Below are 11,728 nucleotides of genomic sequence, written 5' to 3' on the forward strand. Positions count from 1 at the left end.
CCTCTTCTGTCTCACGACCCCACTCGTGGGACGAGCGGGCCCTCCCCGGACAAGTCGCGGAAGATTCCTCGGCGCGTTCGGTCCCACCCCTCGGGACGTGCACCGGAGCCCCGGGCGCCCAACCGATCCGACCCCCCGGTCGGAGAAATCAGCCTCGCGGTCCCCGGGGTGGGCCGATACGATTCTGGCTGGCGGTTTCCGGCCGCCTCTGGGTCCGCGGGCAGAGCTGCAAGCTCATCGGTTGCACACAAGAGATCACTGGCAGGTCTTTCCAGCCCGTTGTCGCGGACCCTCGGGCGCCGAGGAAGGACTGCCTTGTCTCTTCAGCCACGCCCGCTCCCGACCGGCCCAGCCTCCGCTACCTCAAGCTCGAGGCCAAACGGCGCCTCGCCGCCGGGGAGTTCGCAACGCTTCACCAGGCCCAGCTGACCATCGCCCGCGAGCACGGGCTGTCGAGCTGGGCCGCACTCAAGGAACACGTCGAGGCCGCGGGACCGGTGAGCCACGCCCTCACGCAGGTGCGGTGGGTCCTGTCCCGCTTCGCGACGGCCGACACCCCGGGATGGGCGGCCCCCGACGAGGAGGAGCTGCGCCACCACTTCGGTGATCACTACCTGAGCCTCGTGCCGCCGGAGACGCTGACCGGCCTGCTCGGCTCGGTGGCCCAACGACTGCGCGCGGACCTCGCCGACGTGCGGGCCGAGCCGCCGCTCCTTCGCGCGAGGGTCGCCGACCTGCGGGTCGAGGCGGCGACCGAGGCCGACCCGCCGTACCGGCTGAGCACGCTGCGGTTGTATCCGCTGGAGACGAGGGTCACGGACCCGCGCGTGGCGGCACCGGCGACGCGTACCTCCGGTGCGGTGCCGCAGGAGGCAGCCGCGGTGGCCGCGGACTCCTTCGCCGAGCTGGGCCTGGTCGGCCTCGTCGTGGCCGGCGCGAGCGGTGACGGCTCGGTGTGGGTGACCGCACGGGGCTGGGCGAGCCTGGATCAGGATGAGGTGCTGCTGCCCGAGCACCGCTTTCCCGCGTACTCGATCACCAAGCTGGTCACCGCGGTCGCCGTCCTGCGGCTGGTCGCTGACGGCCGCGTGCGTCTCGACGAGCCCGCGAACGCGTACCTGCGCACCGTCCGGCTCGCCGACGACGCCGTCACCGTACGGGAGCTCCTGTCCCATACCGGCGGCGTCGACAACCCCGCGTCGATGTTCGCCGACCGCGTCCCCGACCTGGTCTCGGTCGTCGGGCCGGTCGCCGCATGCGGCGGGGAGCGGGGCACGTTCGTCTACGGCCACGGCGGGTACGGCGTGCTCGGCCAACTCATCGCCGACGTCACCGGGATGCCCTACCCGCGGGCCGTCGCGCGGATGGTCCTCGACCCGCTCGGCATGGCCGGGTCCGCGTTCCCCACGAGCCCGCCCGCGGCCGAGGTGGGCACCGGACACCGCCTGTCCGACGAGGGCTCCTTCGAACCCGTGCCGGCGCAGGTGTTCAGTCTGCCCGCGGCGGGTGGCCTGTGGACCACGGCGGCTGATCTCGTCCGCCTCGGTCTCGGGTGGTCCTCGCTGCTGCCCGACGCGCTCACCCGCGAGGCGCTCGCGCCGCGGGCCGAGCGGAACGACGGCCCAGGTGGCCAGGCGGGCCTCGGCTGGATGCTCAACCTGCCCAAGGACATCGCCGGGCACCCCGGCGCCGGCCCCGGCTTCTCAGCGTCCCTGATCATCAGACCAGGGCTGGTCGGTCCCGGCGGTGGCCAGACCTGGGTCGTCCTCACCAACCGGCAGGTCCTGGTCGAGCCCGTCAACGAGCGGTTGGCCCTCCCGATCGCCTGAGCGGCCCGCGCGGAGGGCGAGCGCTTCGCCCTCCGCGCGGAGGCACCCGTCGTGCAGGCCGTCCGGCGCACCTTCCTCAGCGCACTCGCTCCCCCCGCGGGAGGCGCACCTGGACCAGGGCACTCAGCCGATCCCCGACCTCCCGATCACACTCGCGGCCCCTTGGTCGCCGCGGGGTGATCCTGGCCCGTCGAAGCGCGTGAGGTACTCGCGGGCACGTGGGCGGGGGTCGGCCCAGAACTGGTCGGGACGCCGGTGGTCGTTGTTCTCACAGAAGGTCGTCAGGTCGGAGGTGACGAGAACGGACTCGATGTCGCCGCTCTGCTCACGGGTGACGGCGAGCAAATCGTCCTCGCGAGTCCAGCCGGCGAAGTCGAACGCCCAGGTGCCGTCGCACACGTACACGTGCCACGGCACCTGCCCGCCCTTGGAGCGCAGCGCGAAGGTCTCGTGACCCGAGTCCGGGTAGACCTCCTGGAAGGTCTAGGCCAGGATGTGACACGCGCCTGAGGCGAAGAACGCTTCGTCGGGGCGTTCCCAGGCCAGACGCTGATCCGCCCGCTGCGCGGGCGTGCGTCGGTACGGCTTGCATCCGGGATAGCTCATGGCGCGACCGTAGGGGCAGCGCCGCGAAGCCCACAAGGGATTCCGAGCGTCGCGGCGCCAGGTGGTTCTCCTTTGTGCTGGGGCGGTACGGGTCCCTACGCTTGCCGCCATGTCCGAGCCCACCGACGCCGTCGTGCCGTTCCTATTCGTGTCCGGCCCGCCCGGTGTGGGGAAGACGGCCGTCTCGTGGGAGATCTTCGACGAGCTCGTACGTCGGGGCGATCGACCCGCCCTCGTCGACCTCGACCTGCTGGGAGCCTCCTGGCCGGTCCCCGAGGACGACCCGTTCAACGAGCGCCTCAAGGCCACCAACCTCGGCGCGATGTGGCGAAACTTCCATGCCTCCGGGGTCCGGCGACTAATCGCGGCGGGCGTGATCGAGAACGGCGCGATCCTCCGCGCGTACGCCGACGCGGTTCCAGGCGCGGTGCCGGTCCTGTGCCGACTCACCGCGCGTGAGGACGTGCTCCGCAGCCGGATCGTCGGGCGCGGTCGCGAGCACGGGGACGACGTGGAGAAGCTCGCTCAGCGGGCGATTTACCTCCGCGATGAGCTCGGGCGTCACGACGGTGCGGACTTCTGGGTCGACACGGACGAGCGTGACATCGCGGAGGTGGCCCGCCTCGTGATCTCCAACGCCGAGGAGCGCTGGCTCCCGGTCTCACGTTCGGCCGGCTGACCTCGGGTTGGGCGAGCGACGGTAGACGAGCCGCTCACCGTCCTCGTCCCAGTAGTGATCGTCGAGTTCCATGCCGATCTTGCGCAGGACGCGCTCGGAGGCGGGATTCGGCGGCCGAACGCTCGCGTACACAGGGATCTGCCGGCTCTCCGCCCAGCCCAGAACCGCTCCCGCCGCCTCGGTGGCGTACCCGCGTCCCCGCGCGCTCGCGACGATGGCGTAGCCCAGGGTGATCCCCTTGGCCTCACGCCAGAACCCACTCGGCCGGGACGGCGAGGACGGTCGCGTCCTCGGTGTCCAGGATCCGCAGCGCGAGGCGCTCGGTCCGCACCACGACGTCACTCACAGCTCCCCCTGCCCGGGTCGCAACGGCCCCTGCCCGTTCGCCGTCACGGCGGCTGCCATCATCGCCCCATGGACTCCGACGCGGCCACCGAACGAATTCCTCCGCCGATCATCGGGGACGAACGCGAGATGCTGCGTGGCTTCCTCGACTACCACCGCGCGACCCTCGCCATGAAGTGCGACGGGCTCTCCGACGAGCAACTTCGCGAGAAGTCGATGCCGCCGTCGACGCTCTCGCTGCTCGGCCTCGTACGCCACATGGCCGAGGTGGAGCGCACGTGGTTCCGCCGGGCGATCAACGGCGAGAGGGACCTGCCGCTGGTGTGGTCGAACGAGGGCGACTTCCAGGTGGCATACGACGCGAGCGCGTCCAGCAGGTCCGAGGCGTTCGACGCCTGGCAGGCAGAGGTCGAGCACTCCCGGCGGATCGAACGCGAGGCAGAGTCCCTCGACGTCATCGGCCACCAGCCCAGGTGGGGCGAGGACGTGTCATTGCGCATGGTGATGGTGCACGTGCTCCTGGAGTACGCGCGGCACAACGGGCACGCCGACTTCCTGCGCGAGGGTGTCGACGGCACCGTCGGCGCCTGAGCGCGACCCCGAGCAGGACCGTGTCGGCGCCGAACCAGCACCGGTGAGCGTCCGGCGACGGCCGTCACCGGAAAGGTCCGCGTCGTGGGTCGGCGGCCGGTGGAAGGATGGGCCGGAAGGCCCGTCTTCGGGGTCCAGCGAGCAAAGGGAGCAACCGACCGCATGACTTCGCTCAAGGTCTTGTTCATCGGCGGGACGGGCATCATCAGCTCGGCCTGTGGCGCGCGCGCCGTCGAGGCTGGCATCGATCTCACCATCCTCAACCGTGGTACGACGTCGATCCGCCCGATCCCCGAGGGCGCCGAGGTGCTCCAGGGTGACATCCGCGAACCCGGCTCCGCCCGCGCCGCACTCGGCGACCGCGACTTCGACGTGGTGGTCGACTTCGTGGCGTTCACGCCCGACCAGGTGCAGGCCGACATCGACCTCTTCGCCGGCCGCACCGGGCAGTACGTCTTCATCAGCTCGGCGTCGGCCTACCAGACGCCGCCGGCCCGGCTTCCGATCGTGGAGTCGAGCCCGCTGCGAAACCCACGCTGGGAGTACTCCCGCAACAAGATCGCCTGCGAGGACCTTCTGACGAAGGCCTACCGCGACAGCGGCTTCCCGGCCACCATCGTCCGCCCCTCCCACACCTACGACCGGACGGCGATCCCGACCACCGGTCACTGGACCGACCTCGACCGGATGCGCCGCGGACAGGAGGTCGTCGTTCACGGTGACGGCACCTCGATCTGGGCCCTGACCCACCACGTCGACTTCGCGAAGGCGTTCGTGGGGCTGCTCGGCCTGCCGGCAGCGGTCGGAGACAGCTTCCACATCACTTCCGACGAGTCCCTCACGTGGAACCAGATCTACGGCGCTCTCGCCACCGCCCTCGGAGTCGAGGCCAAGCTGGTCCACGTGGCCTCGGAGACGATCGTAGCCGCCGAGCCCAAGCTCGAGGGCGCGCTGCTCGGCGACAAGGCACACTCGGTGATCTTCGACAACACCAAGGTCAAGACGCTGGTGCCCGACTACGTGGCGACCATCCCGTTCTCCGACGGTGCTCGCGAGATCGTCGAGTGGTACGACGCGCACCCGGAGCGACAGAAGGTCGACGACGGGCTGAACGCGCTGTTCGACAAGCTCATCGCCGCCGCGAAGGCCTAGGCCCTCGACGAGCGCGCCGGCGCCGGTCCCACATCTGTGGGGCCGGCGCCGCTTCATGCCTGGACCCCAGCCATCGGGCAGAGCGCCGGGCGTCGCGCCACCTCCTTCGGGGGTGACCCGCAGGTTGTGACCGTCGTCACCCCCGGGTCAGGACCGGCAGGTCCCCCGCCCGTCCTTTGTCCCCTACGTCGGTAGGGGGGCCAGACCGCATCGTGAGGGATGGCACCCATCGGCGACTCAGGTGCGCGACCGCCGTGGGGGGACGGTTCGGTCACGACTGACCAGGGCACGCCCGGACTCAGGCTTCGCCCCACAGAGTCCGTGCTGGCCCCGCCGGTGGGTGCCGTCGACTCCGACAGCGTGGCGCAAGGAGGCCGGTCGTGGCGGTCGTGGCACCTGAACGCCCCAAGCGGAGCCCAGTCCTCCGTCGACTGACCCGGCGGATCGGACATCGGCCGGTCTGGCGGAAACCGCGCCGTCCACTCCGGATGCTGCGCTCGGCCACCAAGGTCACCGCGGTCGCGCTCGCGGTCGTCATCGCACCCGGTGGCACGGTGCTCGGCTGCATCTTCCGGATGCTGGCGCTCGCCGCCGTGACGTTCGTCGTCCTGCGGATCGAAGGTCGCGCCAGCCTGCGCCGGCGTTCCGTACTCGCGATCGGCGTCGGCGCGGTCGGCGCCCTCGCGGGCTTCGGCATCGGGGTGCCGCACGCCGCGGCCGACGGCCTGTCCCTGCGTTCCGCCGCCGGAGCCGTCCTGGTCGTGGTCGGCGTCTCGTTGCTGGTCACGGGTCCGCTCGCACTCGCCCGCACCGTGCGGCGCTGGCGGCGCGTCGGCGTTCTCGTGGGATCGCTCGCGGCCGCGCTGATCCTGCTGCCGCCGCTGGTCGCCGCCGTCGCGGTCACCAATCCCCCGCCCACCCATCTGGACCGGCTCACTCCGGGCGACAAGGGGTACCCGTACGACAACGTGGAGCTTCGGACCACCGACGGGGTGCTACTACGCGGGTGGTACATACCGTCGCGCAACTCCGCGGCGGTCGCCCTGGTCCCCGACGCCGGAACGACCCGCTCCAGCGTGCTCCCCCAGGCGGTCCTGCTGGCCAAGCACGGATACGGCGTCCTGCTCTTCGACCCGCGTGGCAACGGCATGAGCGAGGGCGACGCGAACGACCTCGGTTGGGGCTGTGAACGCGACATCAACGCGGCGATCAACTTCCTCGCGAACCACTACGACGTGCGTCGCTCCAAGATCGCCGTGATCGGCCTCGGCCGCGGTGGTGAGGGGGCGATCACGGCGGGGGCGCGGGACGGTCGGATCCGATCCGTCGTGGCCGAGGGCGTCGGCCGCAGGTCCTTCGGGGACACTCTGCGCCTCCCGGACACGCCGTCTGGTTGGCTGCAGCGGGTCAGCGACTCGATCGAGTTCGCCGGCGCCGGCGTTCTGCGCCACTCCCTTCCCCCGCCGAGCCTGCGCAGGTCGATCGCCGCGATGGAACCGAAGAAGCTGCTGTTGATCGCGAACCGTGGCGAGATACGCGTGGGCCAGCTGTACCGGCGTACGTCACCCAAGACCGTGGCGCTGTGGAAGCTGCCCGACACCCCACACCTGCAGGCCTACGCGATGCGGATCGCGGCCTGGGAGGACCAGGTCACGTCGTTCCTGCGTACGACACTCAAGCCTCGCCAGGTGCCAATGCGTTCTTGACAGCACTCGGCCGGCGGCCCGGTCAACTGCGCGGCGCGAACACCAGCCGGTCCCGGATCGCCGTCGACTCGTCGATCGCGATGAAAGCCTCCACGAGGTAGCCGCGCGCGTCGTAGACGTGGGCCAGTTCCTCCAGACCATCGGCCAGCAGGGCCTGGTCGTCGGGGTTCGCCGCTATGGCCGCCACCCCCGATCGACCGGTCGGCCCTTGGCCCGGGTCCGATCCGCCGGTGATCTCCACACCGGAGACCAGACCGGCGACGAGATCGCGGAGCCGGTCGACCGCCTCCTCCAACGCCTGGGAGGCGTCTTCGAGCTGTCCCATCGCGCGACGGCGTACGCCGAGGAGGTACAGGTCGCGGGCGAGCATCCGGGAGCCTTCCTCCGGCCCCGTTCGCGGATCGACGACGAGCTGGCGGTCGACCGCGACCCGCTCCGCGGTCAGCCGGATGGAGGGGCCGCGTTTGTTCAACGCCCAGAAGGTGTCGGCGAGTTCGGTGAGCAGGTTGGCCAACGGGGTGAGGTGGCCGGAGGAGTTCGCCGCGAGGCGCCGCCGGATGACCAGCGCCTCCTCCAACACGACCACCGCCTCCGCAGGGCGGTTCAGTGCCCGAAGCTGGACCCCGAGGCAGCGCAGCGCGAACGCCAGGCCCGCCTCGGCGCGCGCCGGCTGCGTCTCGCACTCGTGCCGGAACAGTGCCACGGCGAGGTCGGCGCCGTCGAGGGCCTCGTCGTGCTGGCCGAGGGCGCCCCGCCACTCCGCGACATCGGCCAGCAGCGCCGCCTGAACACAGCGGTACTGGGCGGGATAGGCGCCGGCCATCAGCTGGAAGTAGGCGAGCGGGCGCGCGACCTGCTCCAGCGCCTCCGCGTAGCGCCCGAGGGCGCCCAACTGGCGCGCCCGCTCCCCCTGTGCGCCGAGGTAGGGAACGGTGTAGCGCCAGCGGCCGCGGCGGAACAACCACTGGTAGGTGACGACCGCCTCGCCGTACGCCGCCAGCGCCTCCTCGTAGCGGCCGCGGCCGGCGAGGAACTCACCGAACCTCGTGAGCACGGCGGCCAGCGCCGGCCGACTCGAAGGTGTCAGCCGGACCACCCGCGCTCCGTCCACCTCGGCGGGCCGGAGCAGCGCGACGGCCTCCTCGATCGTCGTCATCGCGTCGTCGGGTCGCCCCGCACGGGCGTAGGCCAGGGACAGGGCGTGCCGGGTCGTCGCCAGGACGTTGGCGTCCGCCGCGGGATGGTCCTGGACGAGTTCGACCGCCCGCTCGGCGGCGGCGAGCGCCTCGTCGTCGGCGCCGATGTCGCCCAGCCGATCGGCGAGAACACCCAGTGCGTGGGCCAGCCGAGCCTGGTGTCGATCGGGCCGGCGTCGATGGAGCAGGAGCCAACGCCGCACGGCGGTACGCGCGGCGAGAGCGGCCTCCTCACGGCGCTGATGGAACGCGAGATGTTCGGCGAGACTCACCCACACGGTCGCGAGCCACACTCGTCCCCACTCCGGCGCGACCTTCGCCGCCGCCCGAGCGCACGCGAGACGAATGCGTAGGGAGATCACGAGGCTCCTACGAGATGGGGTTGTCAATGACGCCAGGGAGATCATCTCACTCCGTCGGCGTACGGTCACCCGCTGATCGTTGGACATCCAACGATCAGGACTGCCTCGCGGCGCCGTCCGAGGCGGAGTCCATCCCGCGAAGGCCGAAGGGGCACTCCCCGAGGCCGCGCCCGGGCGGCTCAGAAGTGCGTGCGCAGGTCCGGGAACGCCTGCAGCCGCAGCACCTGAGCGTCGGTCGGGTCGACTTCGTCGTGTTCGAGCGCCCAGGTGTGGGGGTTGGGGATGAAGACGGCGTTCATCCCGGCCGCCCGGGCGGGATTGATGTCGGACTTCGGCGAGTTGCCGATCATCCACGTCGCCGAGGGCACCAGCGCGTGCTCGGCGGCCAGCTGCCGGTAGGTGTCGGCCCGCTTCTCCGGAACGATGTGGACGCCCTGGAAATGATGGGCGAGGTTCGACGCGTCGACCTTGCGCTGTTGTTCCTCCGGGTCGCCCTTGGTGAGCAGGCGCAGATCGTGCCGCCGGGCGAGGTCGTCCAGCGTCTCGGCCACGCCGGGAAGGAGTTCGACCTTGTGCTCGACCAGGGCCACCGCCAACTCCTCGATCTGTCGTTGCTCGGCGACGGTCGCGGGGCGCGCGCGCAGGCGTTCGAGGCACTGACCGAGGCTTCGTAGGAAGACCTTGCTGCCGTAGCCGTGCGCGACGGCGTTCGCGGCGTCGACGTCCTCCACCATCGTGCGTAGCTCGGCCCGGTCCAGCGTCGGATGTGCGAGCCAGTCCAGGAAGTCCTCGATCACCCGCTCGTAGAGCAGGTTGTTCTCCCAGAGCGTGTCGTCGGCGTCGAAGATGAGCACCTGCCTCGATCGCGTCACGACGACACCTCGGAGTAGGCCGCGTCGAGCAGGCCGCCCACCCGCGCGCGCACGTCCGCCGGCGCGAAGCTCGCGTCGAGGGCGTCGCGGTTGACCCGCGCGTAGTCGGCGAGCGTCCAGCCGAAGGTCTCGTGCAGGCGTTGGTACTCCTGGGTCAGGCGGATGTCGCTGACTCCTCTGGTGTCGGTGCTGATCCCGACCCGGACGCCGGCGTTGCGCAGCTGGTCGACCGGGTGGGCGTCGAAGGCGGGCACGGCGCCGGTCTGGACGTTGCAGCTCGGGCAGAGCTCCAGATGGATCCGCTCCTCCGCGAGCCGGGCCACGAGGTCGGAGTCCTCGACGGCGCGGACGCCATGGCCGATTCGGCGGGTCGCCACGGCGTCCAGCGCCTCCCACACGCTCGCCGGCCCGGCAGCCTCGCCCGCATGGACGGTCACGCCCAACCCGGCCTGTCGCACCCGCTCGAAGGCCGGCAGGTGCGGGTCGAGCGGATAGGTCGCCTCGTCACCGGCGATGTCGAGCGCCGTCACCGGACCCAACGCGGCGTGGCGCTCGACCAGGCGCGCGGTCCGCAGGCTGGCGTCGGTGTCGAAGTCGCGCAGGGTGCACAGGATGATCGAGGCCTCGATGCCGGTCTCCTGGGTCTGGCGGACCGTCTCCTCGGCGACGGCGCCCACGACCTCGTCCGGGGTCAGGCCCTCCTCGAGGTGGACCAGCGGGGCGAACCTGAGCTCGGCGTAGACCACGTGGTCGGCAGCCATCTGGGCGAAGGCGTCACGCACCGCGATCCGCAGCGCCCGCTCGGTCTGCAGGGCCGCACGATGGTTCAGGGTGTACCGGAGGTAGTCGGCCAGCGATCCACAGCGGGCCGGAGCGACGAACTGCCGGTCGTAGCGCTCCCGCGTGGTTCCCGGATCGATCTGACCTACGGCGTCATAGCTCAGGCAACAGTCGAGGTGGCTGTGCAACTCGACCTTGGGCAACGCCGCCAGGTCCACGTGTCCTACCTCCTCCGTCGGGCCGCTGGAGCGCCAACCGGCGTCGCGCCCGAGCCCGGCCAGGCACGCTACCAAAGCGCTTCTCCACCGACCGCCACGGCGCAGCAATACCGGGTAGAACTTGACAATTTCGTGTCAGCTTCGCGGCATCGCACCCTTGGGGCGTGTCAGACTCGCGGGCGTGCCCTCCCCGTTCCAGCGCACCGACAAGCGCACCGACGAGCTCACCGACGGACTGACGGCGCCTCTGACGGCGCCCATGACGACGACCGTGTCGTCGCCCTACGCCGGGTTCATCGCCGGACTTCCCAAAGCCGAGTTGCACGTCCACCACGTGGGTTCGGCGTCGCCGCGCATCGTGGCCGAACTCGCCTCGCGCCATCCCGGCGCGGCGGTGCCGGCCGACGAGGCGAAGCTCGCGGAGTACTTCACGTTCTCCGACTTCGCCCACTTCGTCACCGTCTACCTCAGCGTGGTCGACCTCATCAAGGACGGCGAGGACGTGCGGACGCTGACGTACGGCATCGCCGAGAACATGCACGCGCTCAACGTCCGCTACGCGGAACTCACCGTGTCACCGCATTCCCACCTCGACCGGGGCATTCCGGGCGAGGCCTTCATGGAGGCGATCGAGGACGCCCGCCTGGCAGCCGAACGCGACCTCGGGCTCGTCCTGCGCTGGTGTTTCGACATTCCCGGGGAGGACGGGTTGCGCGCCGCGGACATCACCCTCGACGCCGCGACCCGGCTGGCTCCCGCGGGGCTGGTCAGCTTCGGTCTCGGCGGACCGGAGATCGGCGTGCCGCGGCCGCAGTTCAAGCCGCACTTCGACGCGGCCCGCGGGGCCGGGCTGCACAGCGTGCCGCACGCCGGCGAAACCACCGGTCCAGGGACCATCTGGGACGCGCTGAACGACCTCGGCGCGGAGCGCATCGGGCACGGCACCTCGGCCGCGCAGGACCCCGAACTCCTTGCCCACCTCGCCGCGCACCAGATCCCGCTCGAGGTGTGCCCGACGTCCAACATCGCCACCCGGGCCGTCGCGACGCTCGCCGAGCACCCGCTGGCCGACTTCGTCGCGGCGGGCTGTCTGGTGACCATCAACTCCGACGACCCGCCGATGTTCGCCACGGACCTCAACCAGGAGTACGCCGTGGCCGCCGAACTCCTCGATCTCGACGAGACCGGCATCGCGGCACTCGCCCGTAACGCCGTGGGCGCGTCCTTCGCTCCCGATGACGTCAAGGTGAGCTTGACAGGAGAGATCGACAGCTACCTCGCCCGGCATCTCGCCGGCTGACCATGGAGGAGATCCTCCACAGATAGTGCCGATGTGTAGAGGGTTGCCTCCGGCCTCTCACTGGTCGAGCGTCTGCGCGTCAGCTTCGCTGG

12 protein-coding genes are annotated in these 11,728 nt (G+C 70.9%); 6 read left to right on the forward strand and 6 right to left on the reverse strand.

Annotated elements, in window-relative coordinates:
• Positions 1-497: 497 nt before the first annotated feature.
• Positions 498-1,829, forward strand: a complete 1,332-nt coding sequence (locus HEB94_RS40065) for a serine hydrolase (protein ID WP_192754665.1) — start codon at positions 498-500, stop codon at positions 1,827-1,829.
• 123 nt (positions 1,830-1,952) lie between these two features.
• On the opposite strand, the gene HEB94_RS40070 is transcribed toward HEB94_RS40065, so the two are convergent.
• Together HEB94_RS40070 and HEB94_RS53010 are read right to left on the reverse strand one after the other, a co-directional pair.
• Positions 1,953-2,246, reverse strand: coding sequence for a hypothetical protein (locus HEB94_RS40070; RefSeq protein ID WP_192754666.1), 294 nt, complete (start codon positions 2,244-2,246; stop codon positions 1,953-1,955).
• A 66-nt stretch (positions 2,247-2,312) separates the two neighbouring features.
• A complete protein-coding gene (locus HEB94_RS53010; RefSeq protein WP_273377206.1) occupies positions 2,313-2,435 on the reverse strand; it encodes a hypothetical protein in 123 nt (40 codons plus the stop codon).
• Positions 2,436-2,544: 109 nt separating this feature from the next.
• Between HEB94_RS53010 and HEB94_RS40075 the strand changes: the two genes are divergently transcribed.
• Positions 2,545-3,114 (forward strand): ATP-binding protein, encoded by a 570-nt coding sequence (locus HEB94_RS40075; protein ID WP_192754667.1) that lies wholly within the window; start codon positions 2,545-2,547, stop codon positions 3,112-3,114.
• On the opposite strand, the gene HEB94_RS40080 is transcribed toward HEB94_RS40075, so the two are convergent.
• Positions 3,097-3,456, reverse strand: a complete 360-nt coding sequence (locus HEB94_RS40080; protein WP_192754668.1) for a GNAT family N-acetyltransferase — start codon at positions 3,454-3,456, stop codon at positions 3,097-3,099. The two genes, HEB94_RS40075 and HEB94_RS40080, sit on opposite strands and share 18 nt — an antisense overlap.
• A gap of 72 nt (positions 3,457-3,528) precedes the next feature.
• On the opposite strand from HEB94_RS40080, the gene HEB94_RS40085 reads away from it, so the two are divergent.
• The 3 genes from HEB94_RS40085 to HEB94_RS40095 all read left to right on the forward strand — a co-directional run bounded on the left by HEB94_RS40085 (position 3,529) and on the right by HEB94_RS40095 (position 6,908).
• A complete protein-coding gene (locus HEB94_RS40085) occupies positions 3,529-4,050 on the forward strand; it encodes a DinB family protein (RefSeq protein WP_192754669.1) in 522 nt (173 codons plus the stop codon).
• Between the two features lie 162 nt (positions 4,051-4,212).
• The gene (locus tag HEB94_RS40090; RefSeq protein ID WP_192754670.1) at positions 4,213-5,202 is read left to right on the forward strand and encodes an SDR family oxidoreductase; all 990 of its coding nucleotides are present in this window, start codon (positions 4,213-4,215) and stop codon (positions 5,200-5,202) included.
• Positions 5,203-5,582: 380 nt separating this feature from the next.
• Positions 5,583-6,908 (forward strand): CocE/NonD family hydrolase, encoded by a 1,326-nt coding sequence (locus HEB94_RS40095; RefSeq protein WP_192754671.1) that lies wholly within the window; start codon positions 5,583-5,585, stop codon positions 6,906-6,908.
• A 22-nt stretch (positions 6,909-6,930) separates the two neighbouring features.
• Here HEB94_RS40095 and HEB94_RS40100 read toward each other — a convergent pair whose 3' ends face one another.
• The 3 genes from HEB94_RS40100 to add all read right to left on the reverse strand — a co-directional run bounded on the left by HEB94_RS40100 (position 6,931) and on the right by add (position 10,336).
• Positions 6,931-8,466: a tetratricopeptide repeat protein gene (locus HEB94_RS40100; RefSeq protein WP_192754672.1), complete on the reverse strand. Its 1,536-nt coding sequence runs from the start codon at positions 8,464-8,466 to the stop codon at positions 6,931-6,933.
• A gap of 179 nt (positions 8,467-8,645) precedes the next feature.
• On the reverse strand, positions 8,646-9,338 hold the full coding sequence (locus tag HEB94_RS40105; RefSeq protein ID WP_202896800.1) for an HAD family hydrolase: 693 nt from the start codon (positions 9,336-9,338) through the stop codon (positions 8,646-8,648).
• Positions 9,335-10,336: an adenosine deaminase gene (gene add / locus HEB94_RS40110; RefSeq protein WP_192754673.1), complete on the reverse strand. Its 1,002-nt coding sequence runs from the start codon at positions 10,334-10,336 to the stop codon at positions 9,335-9,337. Before add ends, HEB94_RS40105 begins: the two co-directional genes overlap by 4 nt.
• A 181-nt stretch (positions 10,337-10,517) precedes the next feature.
• On the opposite strand from add, the gene HEB94_RS40115 reads away from it, so the two are divergent.
• Positions 10,518-11,636: an adenosine deaminase gene (locus tag HEB94_RS40115; RefSeq protein WP_337918262.1), complete on the forward strand. Its 1,119-nt coding sequence runs from the start codon at positions 10,518-10,520 to the stop codon at positions 11,634-11,636.
• Positions 11,637-11,728 lie beyond the last annotated feature (92 nt).

The sequence above is a fragment of the Actinopolymorpha pittospori genome, assembly GCF_014873875.1.
Lineage (GTDB): Bacteria > Actinomycetota > Actinomycetes > Propionibacteriales > Actinopolymorphaceae > Actinopolymorpha > Actinopolymorpha pittospori.

Bases quoted from the DNA above. Each gene is read 5' to 3' on its own strand.
- HEB94_RS53010 (WP_273377206.1), bottom strand. From the start codon at position 2,435: ATGAGCTATCCCGGATGCAAGCCGTACCGACGCACGCCCGCGCAGCGG.
- HEB94_RS40075 (WP_192754667.1), top strand. From the start codon at position 2,545: ATGTCCGAGCCCACCGACGCCGTCGTGCCGTTCCTATTCGTGTCCGGC.
- HEB94_RS40090 (WP_192754670.1), top strand. From the start codon at position 4,213: ATGACTTCGCTCAAGGTCTTGTTCATCGGCGGGACGGGCATCATCAGC.
- HEB94_RS40085 (WP_192754669.1), top strand. From the start codon at position 3,529: ATGGACTCCGACGCGGCCACCGAACGAATTCCTCCGCCGATCATCGGG.